General features: G+C 33.8%; 15 protein-coding genes. 8 read left to right on the forward strand and 7 right to left on the reverse strand.

From position 1 onward, the window contains the following. Window positions 1-21: 21 nt before the first annotated feature. The 7 genes from gatB to AA80_RS01115 are packed head-to-tail and all read right to left on the reverse strand — an operon-like array spanning window position 22 to window position 8,196. Window positions 22-1,458: an Asp-tRNA(Asn)/Glu-tRNA(Gln) amidotransferase subunit GatB gene (gatB, locus tag AA80_RS01085; protein ID WP_166667770.1), complete on the reverse strand. Its 1,437-nt coding sequence runs from the start codon at window positions 1,456-1,458 to the stop codon at window positions 22-24. Continuing rightward, a complete protein-coding gene (gene gatA / locus AA80_RS01090; protein ID WP_199177798.1) occupies window positions 1,448-2,809 on the reverse strand; it encodes an Asp-tRNA(Asn)/Glu-tRNA(Gln) amidotransferase subunit GatA in 1,362 nt (453 codons plus the stop codon). Before gatA ends, gatB begins: the two co-directional genes overlap by 11 nt. A 27-nt stretch (window positions 2,810-2,836) precedes the next feature. Beyond that, complete coding sequence (locus AA80_RS01095) at window positions 2,837-3,517, reverse strand: rhomboid family intramembrane serine protease (protein ID WP_103876034.1); 681 nt, start codon at window positions 3,515-3,517, stop codon at window positions 2,837-2,839. Between the two features lie 37 nt (window positions 3,518-3,554). Further along, window positions 3,555-5,987 carry a phenylalanine--tRNA ligase subunit beta gene (gene pheT / locus AA80_RS01100; protein WP_103876035.1) on the reverse strand — a complete coding sequence of 811 codons (2,433 nt, stop codon included), beginning with the start codon at window positions 5,985-5,987 and terminating at the stop codon, window positions 3,555-3,557. Window positions 5,988-6,032: 45 nt separating this feature from the next. Next, a complete protein-coding gene (gene pheS / locus AA80_RS01105; RefSeq protein WP_103876036.1) occupies window positions 6,033-7,067 on the reverse strand; it encodes a phenylalanine--tRNA ligase subunit alpha in 1,035 nt (344 codons plus the stop codon). A 57-nt stretch (window positions 7,068-7,124) separates the two neighbouring features. Continuing rightward, window positions 7,125-7,631: a hypothetical protein gene (locus tag AA80_RS01110; protein ID WP_103876037.1), complete on the reverse strand. Its 507-nt coding sequence runs from the start codon at window positions 7,629-7,631 to the stop codon at window positions 7,125-7,127. After that, complete coding sequence (locus AA80_RS01115; RefSeq protein WP_103876038.1) at window positions 7,624-8,196, reverse strand: flavin reductase family protein; 573 nt, start codon at window positions 8,194-8,196, stop codon at window positions 7,624-7,626. The genes AA80_RS01110 and AA80_RS01115 overlap by 8 nt, the downstream gene beginning before the upstream one ends. A 135-nt stretch (window positions 8,197-8,331) precedes the next feature. Here AA80_RS01115 and AA80_RS01120 point away from each other — a divergent pair, with 135 nt between their 5' ends. From AA80_RS01120 to AA80_RS01155, 8 genes are all read left to right on the forward strand, one after another. Beyond that, window positions 8,332-8,958 (forward strand): ABC transporter ATP-binding protein, encoded by a 627-nt coding sequence (locus tag AA80_RS01120; protein WP_158248345.1) that lies wholly within the window; start codon window positions 8,332-8,334, stop codon window positions 8,956-8,958. A 1-nt stretch (window position 8,959) separates the two neighbouring features. Further along, window positions 8,960-9,751: an ABC transporter permease gene (locus AA80_RS01125; protein ID WP_103876040.1), complete on the forward strand. Its 792-nt coding sequence runs from the start codon at window positions 8,960-8,962 to the stop codon at window positions 9,749-9,751. Window positions 9,752-9,803: 52 nt separating this feature from the next. Further along, entirely contained in the window at window positions 9,804-10,967 is a 1,164-nt protein-coding gene (locus tag AA80_RS01130; protein ID WP_103876122.1) for an MFS transporter, read from the forward strand. A 27-nt stretch (window positions 10,968-10,994) separates the two neighbouring features. After that, window positions 10,995-11,303 carry a PadR family transcriptional regulator gene (locus tag AA80_RS01135; RefSeq protein WP_103876041.1) on the forward strand — a complete coding sequence of 103 codons (309 nt, stop codon included), beginning with the start codon at window positions 10,995-10,997 and terminating at the stop codon, window positions 11,301-11,303. Between the two features lie 107 nt (window positions 11,304-11,410). Then, window positions 11,411-12,661: a glutamate-5-semialdehyde dehydrogenase gene (locus AA80_RS01140; RefSeq protein WP_103876042.1), complete on the forward strand. Its 1,251-nt coding sequence runs from the start codon at window positions 11,411-11,413 to the stop codon at window positions 12,659-12,661. 1 nt (window position 12,662) lies between these two features. Continuing rightward, complete coding sequence (gene proC, locus AA80_RS01145; RefSeq protein WP_103876043.1) at window positions 12,663-13,487, forward strand: pyrroline-5-carboxylate reductase; 825 nt, start codon at window positions 12,663-12,665, stop codon at window positions 13,485-13,487. After that, a complete protein-coding gene (gene purB / locus AA80_RS01150) occupies window positions 13,480-14,778 on the forward strand; it encodes an adenylosuccinate lyase (protein ID WP_166667769.1) in 1,299 nt (432 codons plus the stop codon). The genes proC and purB overlap by 8 nt, the downstream gene beginning before the upstream one ends. Window positions 14,779-14,793: 15 nt before the next feature. Then, window positions 14,794-17,166 (forward strand): Lon protease family protein, encoded by a 2,373-nt coding sequence (locus tag AA80_RS01155; protein WP_103876044.1) that lies wholly within the window; start codon window positions 14,794-14,796, stop codon window positions 17,164-17,166. Window positions 17,167-17,302 lie beyond the last annotated feature (136 nt).

Consider the following 17,302-nt stretch of genomic DNA (forward strand, 5'->3'; position numbering starts at 1 on the left):
ATCATCACCTCGTGATGATTTTCAATTATCTTCAAGTAATTCATTGAGTATTTCGTTCGTTTTTTGAGGGTTAGCTTTGCCCTTTGTTTGCTTCATAACTTCGCCAACAAAAAATCCCAAAAGTTTCTTTTTACCATTCTTATACTTTTCAACACTATCGGGATTTTCTTTTAAAACATTTTCAATTATTTTTCTTAACTCATCTTCATTTTCTATTTGTTTTAAGCCTTTCTTTTCAACGATCAGTTTGGGGCTATCACCTGTTCTATACATCTGGGGAAAAATATCTTTAGCGATCTTTGTTGAAATTGTATTTGTATCTAAAAGCATTTTTAATTCCGCAAAATGCTCGGGTTTAATTTTTACATTTTCGATACTATCCTCATTTTCTTTCATCTCTCTTAATAACTCAGTTAAGATAAAATTACTAACAAATTTGGCATCCTTAGTCAATTCTACGCATCTTTCATAATAATCAGCTAACTCTTTGTCTGAAGAGAGAATTTGTGCGTCATATTCAGGTATGTTGTACTGTGCAACAAACCTTTTAGTCTTCTCTTCTGGCATTTCAGGAATGAGTTTTTTTACTGTTTCAATAAGTTCATCGTTCAAAATTAGGATGGGGAGATCTGGTTCAGGAAAATATCTGTAGTCCATCTCTTCTTCTTTTGTTCTCATCGAAAATGTCTCTTTTTTGTTGGCATCCCACCCTCTCGTTTCTTGTATTAACTCCCTACCTTCTTCTAAATTATTAATAATCCTATCTCTTTCATATTCTAACGCTTTTTCTACAAATTTGAATGAGTTTATATTCTTAATCTCTACCCTTTTACTTATTTCTTCGTTTTTTTGGTTAAGAATAGAAATATTTGCATCACATCTCAAAGCTCCTTTTTCCATATCACCCGTTGAAATATCAGCGTATCTAAGCAAATTTCTTAATTTCTCCATAAATATCCTTGCCTGTTTAGGAGTCTCTATATCCGGCTCGGTTACAATTTCTAAAAGAGGTATGCCTGCCCTATTAAAATCGATTAAACTTTCTTGAGCATAGGAAATCTGATCCCCTTCATGAAGCATCTTAGCCGTATCTTCTTCCATATGCATCCTTCTTATTCTTATCTTTTTGCCTTCAACGTCTATGTATCCTCCACTTACTATGGGATGAAAATACTGCGTAATTTGATAACCCTTTGGCAAATCGGGGTAAAAATAATTCTTTCTATCGAACCTAGAAAACTTATTTATACGTCCATTTAATATTAATCCAGCTTTTATCGCAAGTTTAAGCGCTTCCTCGTTTAATACCGGCAACGTTCCAGGTTGGCCTGTACATACTGGACAAATATTAATATTCGGCTCAGCTTCATAATGCTCTGTACTACATGAACAAAAGGCTTTGGATTTTGTTAGTAATTGGGCGTGTATTTCTAATCCTATAATGGTTTTATACATAATTTTTCAACTCCCTGGAGGTCTCTTTAAAGAAATTGTCTGCTATAGTTAATAATTCCTCATCCTTCATATATCGACCAATGAATTGTATACCAAAAGGTAACCCTTGGACATCACCAAAAGGAATACTTATGGCAGGTGATCCATTTAAATTCGCAGGGATTGTAAAAATATCCATTAAATAATAATCTAAAGGTTTTAACTTTTCCCCTATCTTTGGTGGGAGAACAGGAGATGTGGGGGTCATTATCAAATTATAATCGTTTAAAACTTCCTTTATTTTGTCACTCAACAATTTTCTTACTTTTGAGGCTTTTGAGTAATATTGATCGTAATAAAGAGAAGATAGATTAAAAGTTCCCATCATTATTCTTCTTTTTACTTCCATACCAAAACCAACTTCTCTAGTAGATTTATACATTCTATTCAAACCTAAGGCATCGTTCCTCAACCCATATTTGACACCATCGTATCTTGAAAGATTGGATGAAGCTTCAGCAGGGGCTATTATATAATAAATTGCTACTGAATATTCAAGTTCCGGTATGTCTTTTACGTCAACTATTGCTCCTTTGCTTCTCAAAAAGTTAATAGCCCTTTCAAATTGTTTTATTACATTATTATCTGCATTTTCATGGTAAACAACCTTTGGAATGCAAATTTTGGTTTTGGATAAATCTATATCTACATCTTTTACCAGATCTTTATCGTGCTCCAACGTGGTTGAATCCTTGGGATCTTTTCCTTTCATAATTTCTGTAACAGTTCTAACGTCCTTAACATTATTTGCAAAAACACCTATTTGATCCAATGAAGATGAAAAAGCGGTTAAACCGTATCGTGATATCATACCGTATGACGGCTTAAATCCAACAACACCACAAAAAGCGGCGGGCTGTCTTACTGAGCCTCCGGTATCGGATCCTAGAGAAAATGGAACGTACCCTGCTGCTACAGCTGCAGCTGAACCTCCACTACTACCCCCCGGGACTCGTGCCAAATCCTTAGGATTTCTTACAGCTCCAAAGGCTGAATGTTCGTTGGTATTACCCATGGCAAACTCGTCCATATTAGTTTTCCCTACCACTGTAAAACCTGCTTTTAAAAGCCTTTCAACGGCAGTTGCGGTATAAGGAGAATTATAATTTTCAAGGATTTTAGAACCGTTTGTTGTTTTAGTTCCTTCAACTAAAATGTTATCCTTGACCAAAAAAGGTATGCCAAAATAGTCGCCATCTTTATTCCCTTCAACCTTTTCTATTCTCAAAACTGAATTTATTTCTTTATCTTTTTCATAAATCTTTTTGATACTTTCTTCTATGACATTTTTACCAACCAAATCATCTATGGTCAAATACATCACCTCAAAAAAGAGTTTTAATTAAAATATGTAGTATCTAAAATCGAATATCAAAAGTAAAACAAAACTTGCAATAATTAATCCGTAAGACAAGTAAGAAAGCGTTCTCCACCCTTGGTAACTCCTCTTTGTGTACCTTATAGGTGTTAACCAACCAAAGGTAAAACCTATTCCTAATCCTCCTAAATGTGCAAAATTGTTTATATTAGCACCTGGTAAGAATCCCCAGATCACGTTTATTAAGATAATTGGGAGTAAAGCGGTCCCTGTTACAGGTCTCAATATAGTTGGGGTATCGTGCCTAAATCCCGCCCCAAAAAGTAGTCCTATCAATCCGAATATCGCACCTGATGCTCCTACAGAGATCGCACCCGGTAAAAATAAGTGGGTTAAAAGATTACCAAAAAGCCCTGATAAAATGTATATTGAAATAAATCTTTCTTTTCCATATGCCCTTTCAACTAAGTTTCCCACGTAAAATAGGGCAAACATATTGAAAAATACATGAAATAATCCACCATGAACAAACATAGAAGTAATCAATCGAAACCACTCCCCAGCAGTGATTAAATTACCAAGTTGGGCTCCAAAAAGTATGTATATACGTGGGCTAGAAAAAGCTCTTATACCACCAAATAAAAACATCATTATAAATATCAAAACATTCAATATTATTAAGTAACTTGTGACATTTCTTTGCATCTCTTTCTCCTTTCTTTATCTATATGTATGGTATGCCTTAGTTTTCACGGAGTTTGATTCCTTTATCGTTCAATCTTTCTAAAATGGATCTTTCCACTTCATTGACTTCTTCTTCTGTTAAAGTTTTATTTTCTGATCTATAAACTATTGAAACGGTTATACTTATTTTATCTTCTTCTATGTTTTTCCCTCTGTAAACGTCAAAGATCTTAAAATCTTCCACAATATCTGCAGCACTTACTATTATTTCTTGAATCTCTTTAAATTCGATGTTGATGGGAACAATCATAGAATATTCCCTTTTGATAGCAGGAAAATCCACTTTTTTGAATTCTCTTTTTATTTCTTTTTTATCTATAAAAATCTTATCCAGATTGATCTCACAGATATATATTGGGTCTTTTATTTCGTAATAATTCTCTGCTGTTGCCGGATCAAGTAGACCTAAAAAGCCAACTTCTTCGTTATTGAAAAATAACCGAGCACTTTGTGCTTTCAGAAAACCAGGTTGATCATTTCTTACGTATTCTATTTTTACGTTGAATTCATTCAATAAGTTTTCTAAAGCTCCTTTTACAGAATAAAATGTAACCTCTCTCTTATCTGTGAAATCATCATTATTTTCTCTTCCTGTTGCAACAAAGGCGAGGTTAGTAAACTCCTTTGCACCTGTCTCACCGTCTTTATCTGCTTGAAAAACTTTATCAATTTCGAACATTTTTATATCTTTTGTTTGGTTTCTATAATTAAAAGAAGCCGAATCTAATAAACCATATATCAATTTGAATGACATGTATTCTAATTCCGCAGAGATAGGATTAATCAATCTTAAATCCAATTTGTTTTCCATCCACATTTTATTCCCGTTGTTCAGCGGAAAGGTCTTTGCCTCGTGATAACCGTTAGCCAACATAATCTCTGCTACCTTTTCTTTAAAAGAAACAAAATCTCCCTTACTTCCGATCATTCCACTTAGATTTGGGAAAGCAGACTGTATTTTTGAATAGCCGTAAACTCTACCAACCTCTTCAACAAGATCAATTTCTTGTGTAATATCTGGCCTTTTTGTTGGAATAGAAACCTTCCATTCCTCATCTATTATATCCCGAGGTAAATCCATCACCTTAATTTTTTCTTCCATTGATTTCTGGTTTGAACTTTTTTCCACTATTGTGAAATAAAAATCTAATTTTTTTAATATTTGTTCAATTTCTTTTTCTGCTAATTCTTTTCCCAATCTATTGTTTATATAACTCTTTTTAATTAATATTTCTTTATTTTTTATAGGTTCTGGATAAATATCCGTTGTAGGTCCGTCTACTTTTCCCCCTGCCAATTCGTTAATCAATTTAATTAATCTACCCATTACCATCTCACTATCGTTTGGATCAACTCCTCTTTCAAAACGGTACGAAGAATCAGAGGTTATCTTATGGTAAGTGGAAGACTTTCTTATATTAACAGGATCAAAATGCGCAACTTCTAGTAAGATATCTTTCGTATTTTCATTGATCCCACTTAATTCTCCACCCATTATGCCTCCAAGTGCAATTATGTTATCACCGTCGGTTATAAGTGTTTCTGCTCCTTCCATGGTGTACTCTTTACCATCCAAAAGCAGTATTTTTTCGCCTTTTTTGGCTTTTCTAACAACTATTTGATCCCCTATAAGATCTAAATCAAATGCATGGATGGGGTGACCTGTCTCTAACATTACATAGTTCGTTATATCTACAATATTGTTTATACTTCTTATTCCTGATCTTCCCAATCTTTTAACAAGCCACATGGGGGAGGGACCAATTTTAACATTTTTTACAACTGTTGCCATATATCGATTACATTTTTCATATTCTATTCTTACGGGAAACCCCTCACCTTTACTAATTTTTATATACTCAGGTAATTTAAATCCTACACCACAATCTATCGTTTCTAACTCTTTTGCAACACCTAAATAAGAAAGTAAATCAGGCCTATTGGGGAGTATCTCTATCTCTAAAATTTGATCGTATACATCAAAAAATTTAACAAAATCCGTTCCATTCGCAACGTCATCTACTATTCTATAAACTTTATCCGCATCATTAGATATACCTAATTCTTTCAAAGAACACATCATTCCTTGAGAAATTACTCCCTTAAACTCTCGTTCTTCTATTTTTAAATTATTTGCTAAAGTCGCCCCAGGAAGTGCCACCGGAACTTTTTCACCAACCTTAACTGTAAGATCCCCAGTGACTATATTTTTTATACCTTTCCCTAAATCTATCTTACATACTACTAAATTATCAGCATTTTCAAGCGGAGCTATTTCCTGAATCTCTCCAACTATGATATTATTAAGATTACTCCCGACTTTTTCAAAACCTTCTACATCCGACGAGTGAAGTTTTATCTCTTTTACCAATTCTTCGATATTTTTTGTGACTTTTATATAATCTTCAAGCCAATTTAAGGATACTTTCATCGTTACCTCCCTCTAAAATTTTGCTTGCCTATGCCGTATTGTTGATTATAAAGTTTCTATAAATCTAATGTCATTTTTATAAAATTCTCTTATATCTGGAATGTTATATTTCAACATCGCCACTCTTTCAATCCCCATTCCAAAAGCAAAGCCTTGCCATACTTTCGGATCGTAATTAACGCTTTGAAAAACGTTAGGATGAACTAGACCGGCTCCCAATATTTCTATCCAACCGGTATTTTTACAAACACTACACCCTTTTCCTCCACAAAAGATACAACTGATATCTACCTCAAAACTTGGTTCAGTAAAAGGGAAATAACTCGGACGCAACAATACCGAAACTTTATTCCCGAAAAATTTTTGTGCAAAAACTTCAAGATACATTTTTAAATGTGAAACGGAAACATTTTTATCAACATACAGCCCTTCTACTTGATGAAAAACAGGGGAATGGGTGGCGTCTAATTCATCTTTTCTGTATACCCTTCCGGGAGATATTATAGCCAACGGAGGCTTACTTTTCAACATCGTTCTCACTTGAACGGGAGAGGTATGGGTCCTTAAAAGCTTTTCTTTGTCCAAAGATAAATAAAAAGTATCCTGCATTTCTCTGGCAGGATGCCATTCAGGGGTATTAAGCGCATCAAAATTATACCAAGAATTCTCTATCTCTGGACCTTCAGCTATCGAAAAACCCATTCCGATGAATATTTCTTCTATTTCTTTTCTTGTTTTTGTGATTAAATTTTCTTTTCCAATCTTTCTACGGGCTCCGGGAATTGTAATATCAACCCAGTTTTTTTTCTCCTTTTCTTCCCTTTCTTTTTCTTTCAATTCATTTAACTTTTTATCAAAAATGGTTTCTAATTCTTCTTTTAATTCATTCACAGTTTTACCATATTGTTTTTTTAATGCTACGTCATCGATATCTTTAAGATTGTTCATTAGAGATTTGATCAAACCTTTTTTACCTAAATATTTAGATTTAAGATTTTGAAATTCCTGTATTTCTTTTACTTCTATTAGTTCTCTTTTTAAAGTGCCTATGATTTCATCTCTGTCTATTGTTAAAGACATCAAAATCCTCCTAAATTTTAAAAATTTAACTTTGGAAAATTGTTTTTTTCTAAAATATCAATCGAAAAATTCTTTTGATCCATACACAATAGATTCTCCCAACATATTAACTACCCTATCAGTGGTTGCTTGCAATAGTTCCACAGAATCACTTACTACCAATATACTACAGTCCTTTTTATAATAAGAAATGATCGTTGAAATGTCAGAAAGCTCAGCGTAGTTAATATCACATTTTCTCGCTCCTATAAATATCAAATGACGTCGTTTAGGTTTGTTTTTTAGTATGTTGTATATACTATCTTGCCAAATTTGAGGTACCACTATATGTGTAAAGGATCTTCCTACCCAATTCATTCCGTTGGCCAGAAAACCATTTATTTTAACTTCTTTTGCATACTTTTCAGGTTCAGAAATTAACTTAAAGAAATATGACGTCATTAATTCGGTCTCAGTGGTATATAAACCTAACGAAATACCTTTTTCCAACTTAATTTCTGGAAAGGTGAGAGAAGGTTGTACAATATCCAAAATAAGGCTATTTGAAACTCCTCCCTCAATCACCTTGCACACCTCTTTTTAACATTATTCTGATCTCTTCGATTATTCTCTTAGTATCTATCTTTTTAATTTTACCTGCGTCAATAGTAGAAAAAGTATCTTTAGTTAGATACATCAATGGTTTTAAATTCTCTAATGATCCCTCATTTTCATGGACAGCCACAACTTTTCCAACAACAAACTCATGGTCTCCTGTAGTAAAGGAATTTTCTAAAGTACATTCCATTGAAAAATAACCATCTTCGATATAGGGAGCTTTTACAAATTCAGAATCTTTCATCTTAACTCCGACTGCCAAGAGTTTATCACCTTCTCTTGCGGAAATCCGCCCAAGTTTTACAGATAATTCTGCTTTCTCATATGGTAAAAATGTAACTGTAAATTCTTTTTCTTTAATTAACATTGGATAAGTATATCTTTGTTTTTTAATAGCAAATCCAAACAAGGGTGGGTTTGCAGAAAGCGGAGTATTCCAAGCTACCGTCATTGAATTGATAAAAGATCCACTTTTAACTGTGATCAAGCACACCGGCATAACCATATTTTTGCTGAATTGATTGATACTCATATTTACCCCTCCAAAAGAAAATTATACCATAACAATAGAAAAATCTGACATTTTCATTGACAATTTGGAAGAAAAAGTTATAATATAATTATCAATTTCCGATATCGAAATTAGATATATATGGAGGGAATAATTTTGATTGAATTTCAAAACGTTTCAAAAAAGTTCCAAGGTAAATACGTTCTAAGAAATTTTAATCTCAAAGTCCAAGAGGGGAGTAAAACCCTTATCTTTGGAAAATCCGGAATTGGAAAAACCACCATTTTTAGATTACTTTTAGGATTCATGAAACCAGATGAAGGACAATTACTATACAAAAATGAACGATTGAATGGTAAAAATATATGGGTTTTAAGAAAAGAGACCGTGTACATAGGGCAGGAACTAGATGTTGTTGACGGGACGGTAAGAGAAATAATTCGTAATATATTGAGTTATAAAATAAACCTTAAAGCACCTTTTGAAGAATCAAAATTAATAGAATTATTTGATTTTTTTGAACTAGAAGCAAATATTTTAGATAAAGACTTCCAAGCTCTTTCGGGTGGTGAAAAGCAGAGAGTTTTGATATCTATCTTTACACTTTTAAATAAAAAGATATACTTACTAGATGAGAGTACCTCTTCACTGGATAGAGAAATGAAAAATAAAGTTATAAAATATTTATTATCAAAAAAAGAATGGACTTTGATAGCAATATCTCATGATCAAGAATGGCTGAATAATGAAGGTTTAAATATAATAGAAATGGGGGGAAATTAAAATGGAACCTACAACTGATCTTTCTTTATTTTCACTTGCAATGGCTTATTTATTAATATTTTTCCCTGTTATTTTGAGTTATATTTTTAATTTGAAAATAAGCCGAGATGCCGTAATTTCAACGATCAGAATGAGCGTCCAACTTTTTATCATGTCTTTAATTTTAGCCTATCTTTTTCAATTTGATCATACATGGTTAAATATAGGCTGGTTATTTTTTATGATCTCCTTTGCCGCATTTCGAGTGATTGGTAGCAGCGGTTTAAATTTTAAAAGGTTTGTTTGGCCGGTATTTTTTGCTCTTACAATTTCTAATTTTATTGTACTTTTTTATTTTGATTTTGTAATTTTAAGGCTAGATAATATTTTCACTGCGAGATATTTCGTTGTAATAGGTGGTATGCTTTTAGGCAACGCTTTAACAGGAGATATTATTGGAATAAGTAATTTTTACAAAGATATACAAAGAAATAAGCAGAGATATTTTTTTGCCTTGGGAAATGGAGCTACCGTTTATGAAGCCACACTTCCATACTTAAGGAGTGCGTTGATATCTGCTCTCAGACCAACCATAGCAAACATGGCTACAGTTGGAATTGTGTATCTACCAGGAATGATGACCGGCCAGATTTTGGGAGGTGCATCTCCAGAAACAGCGATAAAATATCAAATTGCTATTTATGTATCTATTTTAACATCTGTCTCTCTTACTATAACACTAACAATATTATTCACAATGAAAAGTAGCTTCGATGAGTATGGGATACTTCGAGAAGATATATTTAAAAAATAAAAAAAGAAGGTGTTCTAAAACGAAAAAAACGGCTATGGGTTTTATAGTTGTTATGGGAATTGTAAGTTTATTCGCAGATATCACCCACGAAGGGGCAAGAAGTTTAATCGGTCCGTATTTAGGTTTATTAGGAGCAAGTGCAACAGCGGTGGGAATCATTTCTGGTTTAGGTGAGTTCATAGGTTATGGTTTGAGGTTGTTAACGGGTTATTTAAGTGATAAAACTCGTAGATATTGGCTCTTCACTTTTTTAGGCTATGGAATGGATCTATTTTCTGTTCCTTTATTAGCTCTTGCAGGAAGATGGGAAATAGCAGCTATGCTGATAATTATGGAAAGAACAGGAAAAGCTATAAGAAAGCCTTCGAAAGATACACTTATGTCATACGCAGCACGAAATGTGGGAAGTGGTAAAGGATTTGCCATAGCAGAGGTACTCGATCAAATTGGAGCTGTCTCAGGACCTGTAATTTTAAGTTTAATCCTATTATTCAAGTCAGGCGATGAGTTAACAAACTACCGATTAGCATTTGCAATATTGTTGATACCTGCATTGATTACCCTAGTTTTGTTGTCGATTAGTAGATTGAATTTTCCCCAACCCAAGAAGTTTGAAGTAAAAGAGGATAAGATCAACTTTGAGGGAATATCAAAATCGTACTGGTTGTACTTAGTAGCCATCTCCTTAATTGCTGCAGGTTTTGCGGATTTTCCTTTGTTGGCTTTCCATTTTCAAAGAATTGATATTTTCAATTCAACCATGATACCTTTTATGTATGCGATAGCTATGGGCGTTGATGCGGTTTCTGCATTGATCTTTGGTTTGTTTTATGACAAAGTTGGAGTCACCAGTCTTATAATCGCCTCTAGTCTTTCGATATTTTTTTCTCCCTTTTCATTTTTATCTAACTCTTCATTGTTAGTGATCTTAGGGGTTATTTTGTGGGGAGTCGGAATGGGAGCCCAAGAATCCATTTTAAAATCTGTAGTAGCTGATATCGTGACCCCTGAGAAAAGAGGTACAGCCTATGGCTTTTTTAACGCTATCTTTGGCCTTTTTTGGTTCATAGGCAGTGCGTTTATGGGGATCTTGTACGATCATACAGTCGTAAGTTTGGTTGTCTTTTCCATGATAATAGAAAGTGCAGCTGTTTTCACTCTTTTCCTGTTCAAATTTAAACTTGTTAACACTCTAAATAAAAATGAAAGGGGGTAAATACTCATAGAAGAATCAAAAGATCATATTAAAACGAATAAATATTTAAATAAAATTTTAAATGGTTTAATTCAAATACACATATTGCACCATGCACAAAAAACACCTATCTATGGAAGTTGGATGATTTCTGAGTTAAAAAGGCACGGTTACAATATAAGTCCCGGTACTTTGTATCCATTACTACACAAGATGGAAAAAGAAAATCTTCTGGCTAAAAGGATTGAAATAGTAGAAGGTAAAAAAAGGATATATTACTCTATTACGAGCCAAGGAGAAAACCTATTAAAGAAACTAAGAGGAAAAGTAAAAGAACTATTTCATGAAATCATATAAAAAGAAAAGTTGGAGTTTGTCCTTACATTCTCATTTAAAAAGTTATGATATAATTAAAAAACATAGAAAAAGGAACGGGGAAAAATCGAAAGAGGGAGGGCAAAATTGTGAATTTAGAGGAGTATGTTTTAAATAAGGCAAGAAAGGCTAAAGATACTTCAAGAAGCTTTAGTTCAACTTCTGATACGGACAAGATCAAAATTCTTAACTGTATTTCAGAAGAGTTAATCGCAAATAAAAACTATATAATATCAGAAAATCAAAAAGATGTTGAAGCAGCTAAAGACACAGGAATGTCAAACAGCCTTTTAGATAGGTTGTTACTTAACGATGAAAGAGTCAGCAAAATGGCTAAAGGTGTGCAAAAAGTGGCTCAACTTCAAAGTAGCGTTGGCAACATCTCTGAGATGTGGAAAAGGCCAAATGGATTGATGATTGGAAAGATGGTAGTTCCATTAGGTGTAATCGCTATTATATATGAAAGTAGGCCAAATGTAACGGTGGATGCAGCGGCTTTATGTATAAAATCCGGTAACTGTGTGGTATTAAGAGGCGGTTCTGAAGCGATCCATTCTAACAACGCCTTGGTAAAGATTATCCATCAAGCTATTGAAAGAGCTGGTTTTTCAAAGGATATAGTGCAGTTCATTGAGGTAACAGATAGAAAAGCTGTTGATGAATTGATGAAGTTGTACGAATACATCGATGTGCTGATACCTCGAGGCGGTCCATCTTTAATTAAAAATACCGTTGAAAATTCTATGATCCCTGTTATACAAACGGGGGCGGGGAACTGTCACGTGTATGTTGATAAACAAGCAAATCTTGAAAAGGCACTTAAAATCGTTGAAAACGCTAAAACCAGTAGGCCTTCTGTCTGTAACGCAGCAGAAAAATTATTGATCCACAAAGATATCGCAAAAGAGTTTCTACCAAAAATATACTCAATCTTTGAAAAGAAAGTAGAATTGAGAGGTTGTGAAAAAACCTTGAAAATAATACCTAAAATGAAACCGGCACAAGACGATGATTGGTCAACTGAATATTTGGATTATATAATGGCCGTTAAAATAGTTGATAGTACTGAAGAAGCTATAAACCATATAAACAAGTACAGTACAAAGCATTCCGAAGCGATAATCACTGAGAATTATACAACCGCTCAAAAATTCCTAAACGAAATAGACTCTGCAGCTGTTTACGTCAATGCTTCCACGAGATTTACCGATGGCGAAGAGTTCGGTTTCGGTGCGGAAATGGGAATAAGCACACAAAAATTGCATGTCAGAGGGCCTATTGGAATCAATGAGTTAACAACCACCAAATACATTATCTTGGGAAACGGGCAGGTCAGATAGTATGGATAAAAAGCTATGTGTAATAGGATTGGGAAAAATGGGAAGCACCTTAATAAAAGGTTTAATTCAAACTAAAACACTTAAAAGAGAACAAATAATAGGAACAGATCTCTTTGAATACGATTCTGAAAGAAATTCTAATTACTGTGACATAAAAACCATGACTGATAACGCAAAAGCTGTGAAAGAATCCGACATCGTTCTTTTAGCTGTGAAACCGCAAGTAATAGACAAAGTATTGAAGGAAATAGGCCCCTCTTGTGAAGATAAGATAGTTATATCAATAGCTGCAGGAGTAAGTCTGCACCATTTGGATAAATCTTTACCAAATTCATCAAAGATAATTAGAGCAATGCCCAATACTCCTATTTTAGTTGGTGAAGGCGTTATTGCTATAAGTAAAAAGAATAACGTTGAAGAAAATGATTTGAGAACGGTTATGGAGATTTTGGAAAGTGTTGGAAAAGTATATTTGGTTGAAGAAGATATGATGGACTCGATAACTGCTTTAAGTGGGAGCGGACCTGCATATGCCTATATAATGATAGAGGCTTTATCCGACGGTGGTGTCCTGATGGGTTTGCCTAGAGAGCTTTCTACTGAATTTGCGGCAAGAACTTTACTCGGGGCTTCAAGAATGGTTTTAGAAACACAAAAACATCCCGGAGAGTTAAAAGATATGGTTACTTCCCCAGGAGGCACAGCAATAAAAGGAATAGAAGTTTTAGAATCTCGTGGTTTAAGAGGTATCCTTATGGACGCAGTAAAAGAAGCAACTATAAGGTCGAAAGAACTGAATTCACAAAGAGGTGTTGATATTGATTGAAAGGTACTCTCTTTCTCCAATTAAAGACATTTGGACTTTAGATGCTCAGTATAAGAGATGGCTTGAAGTAGAAGTAGCTGTAATAGAAGCCTTCGAAGAACTGAATCTTGCTCCCAAAGGTACATCCAGAAATATTCGACAAAAAGCAAAATTAGACGTTCAAAAAATATTAGATACAGAAAAAATAGTGGATCATGACGTCATAGCCTTTATAAAAGTCGTAACTGAAGATATGGGAGATGAGGCAAGATACTTTCACAAGGGCCTGACATCATCAGATATTGTCGATACAGCTTTATCGTTAGCTATAAAAAGAGCAGGAGAGGTTATTCTTGATGAGCTAACTAAATATATAGCTAATCTGAAAAAAATGGCTGTTGATCATAAGTATACTATTATAGTTGGAAGAACCCATGGGGTACACGCCGAACCAACGTCTTTTGGATTAAAAATTTTAGGATTTGTCGCAGAAGAAGAAAGAAACAAAGAAAGGTTAGAAAAGGCTATAGATAACATTTCTCAAGGTAAACTCAGCGGAGCCGTTGGAAATTATGCTAACATAGAACCAAAAGTAGAGGAAATCGCTTTGAAAAAACTCAACCTCAGACCTTGTAAAGTATCTACTCAAGTTTTGCCAAGGGATCTTCATGCTGAATTTTTCAGCGCTTTAGCTATGATAGGAAGCAGTATAGAAAGACTTGCTATAGAAATCAGGCACTTTCAAAAAACAGAGGTCCTGGAAGTAGAAGAACCTTTTAAAAAAGGGCAACGGGGTTCTTCAGCGATGCCCCATAAGAAAAACCCCATATTGTGTGAAAGGTTGACGGGGATGTCAAGAATGCTAAGATCTTATCTATCTTCTGCTTATGAGAATATCTCCTTGTGGCACGAAAGAGATATTTCTCATTCCTCTGTAGAAAGAGTGTTTATACCGGATGCAACCATGCTTACTTACTATATGTTGAATAAAGCAAATTACCTAGTTCATAATTTAGTGGTTCACAAAGATAGAATGAAAGAAAACATAGAAAAATCTTATAATTTAATTTATTCTCAAAGGGTTTTGTTGAAGTTAGTTGAATTAGGGGTAAGCAGGGAAGAAGCTTACAAAATAGTTCAAGAAAACGCTATGAAAGCTTGGAATGAAAGACGTGATTTTAAAGCTATTTTATTGGAAGATAAAAGAGTAAGGGAAAAATTATCAGGGAAAGAAACACTTGAAGATATCTTCTCGCCTGATTATTATCTAAAAAATGTAAATGAGATTTATGAAAGGTTTAATTTATCTTGAATGGAGGCATAAACCATGAAACTTACTTTAAGTGATTTTAAAATTAAAATCCCCGACATAAACATCGATAACACCTCAGAAATTAAAATTGGTTCTTATCAAGATTACACCATACAAACGGATGCATGTGAAATACTGCAATTTGCCTTGGAAAGCAGCAACGATTCAAACAACGTTTTCGTAGTTGGTCCAAATCGTAGCGGTAGAAGAGATATGACGCGGAAGATAATAGAAAAAATATCTTTATCTCAAAGAGCCCCTCAAGATCTTATGTATGTTTTTAATTTCAAGGAAGAAAAGAAACCCAAGCTGTTGAAACTGCCCGCAGGAGAAGCTAAAAATTTCAAATCTGAATTACAATCTATTATTAATTCGTCTGTACAAGTTTTAAATAAGACTATGCAAACAGAAGAATTTCAACAAAGGTTAAGCTCATTAGAAAAAGATTACAATGAACAGAGGGAAAAATTATGGTCTGATCTAAGAAAACAGGCTCAAGCTCTTGGTTTTATACTTGAGGCTTCTGAAAAAGGTATAGTGAGTGTTCCAGTGTACAATGGCAAAAAAATAAGCAGTTCTGAGTTTGAAAACCTTCCAGAAGAGATAAAAGAGTACTTTCGAAAAAATTCAGAGAAGTTGAGAGAATTAATTGAAAAAACTATGGTAAAGATCACGGAGATGGATAAAGAATACTGGGAAGAAGTCAAAAACTTACGACGTTATTGGGCTGCATTTAGCTTAACTAAGCTTTTTGAGCCCCTTGAAAAGAAATATCTTAAATATTCGGATGTTTTTGAATACCTTCAAAACTTAAAAGAAGACATAGCTTCTCACCTATCCCAATTAACTTCCGAAAATCAAAACCTAATAACTTATCTTAAAGAAAAAAGATACAACGTCAACATTGTAGTGGATAATTCTTATCTACAAGGCGCTCCTGTCATAGAAGAAGACAATCCTACTTTTTCCAATTTGGTTGGTAGAATAGAGTATTATTCACAAATGGGACTCCTTCAAACTGATTTTACAATGATAAAATCGGGAGCTTTTCACAGGGCAAACGGTGGTTATCTAATAATGGAAGCAGAAAAAGTTTTAAAAAAACCTTACGCTTGGGAGGTAATTAAGAGAGTTTTAGCGGAAAAAGAAGTGAAAATTGAAAATATTCAGACCGCTGAAGGCTATTCGAGTTTTGAAAGTTTGGAACCAGAACCGTTATCTTTAGCCGTTAAAGTGATACTTATTGGAGAAGAATGGGTGTACGATTTATTAAGACTTTACGATAGTGAATTTGAAAAACTTTTCCCTATAAAATCACAATTTGACTATGAGACAGATTTAAATAACGATAATTTGAATAGATTTTTAGCCTTCTTAAGCAACACAGTTGAAGAAAACGATATCTCACATTTTACAAAAGATGCGATTAAGGAGATTATCAAGTACAGTTGTAGGTTGAATGGAAACAACAAAAGGTTCTCTTTAAAATTGGGAGAAATTAAAAATCTACTAATTGACTCTTTCAATATTTCTCAAAAAAATGGAACATCCCCATACATAACCTCCAAAGATATAAAAGACACTATAAAGTTTAGAGAAAAGATGTTTTCATTTCATAAGAAAAAATTATTCAATGCAATAAAAGAGAAAAAGATTGACATAAGGATTGAAGGCTCTGAAATTGGACAAATTAATGGATTAACTGTTTTGGATACAGGAGATTTCACCTTTGGCCATCCAGTCAAGATAACAGCAAAAAGTTACAGATCCTCTTCTGAAAAAATCATAAACATCCACAGAGATATCGATTTAAGCGGAAAAATATACAAAAAATCCTCATTGATAATAGAAAACTATTTCAAACACAAATTTTCTTCTTTCATAGAAACAGGCTTCGGTGTTTCTTTAAATTTCGAACAAGTTTATACCCTCATCGAAGGAGATAGCGCTACAATAGCAGAAACGCTGGCTTTAATGTCTTCTATAGCTAACATTCCATTGAAACAAAATATTGCCATTACCGGATCTATGAATCAAAACGGAGAAGTTTTACCGGTTGGAGGAATAATCGAGAAAATAGAAGGATTTTACGATGCCTGTAAAAATCTTAATTTTACAGGAGACCAAGGGGTGATTATTCCAAGTAAGAATATCGATAATATCGTATTGAAAGACGAAATAAACGAAGATATACAAAATGGGAAGTTCCATATTTGGGCTATTGATAATATAGACGAAGGGATCGAACTAATGACAGGCTACAAAGCAGGAATACCAAACGAAAAGGGAGAATATGAAGAAGGTACATTTTATTACTATGTGAGTGAAAACCTCAAGAAATTATCAAAAGAAGAGAAAAAAGGAAAAAACGAAGAAGAAAACAAATAACTGTCCACTTTTAAAACCCCCATCATATATATTGATGGGTGTTTTTAATTATAAACCATAAATTGCAGAAAACTTCTCTTGGCTTTGTCAGCTGAGAGAGCTCCCCACCCATTTTAAACTTTATCCTTAAATCCCT

Source organism: Petrotoga sibirica DSM 13575, assembly GCF_002924625.1.
GTDB classification, from domain to species: Bacteria; Thermotogota; Thermotogae; order Petrotogales; family Petrotogaceae; genus Petrotoga; species Petrotoga sibirica.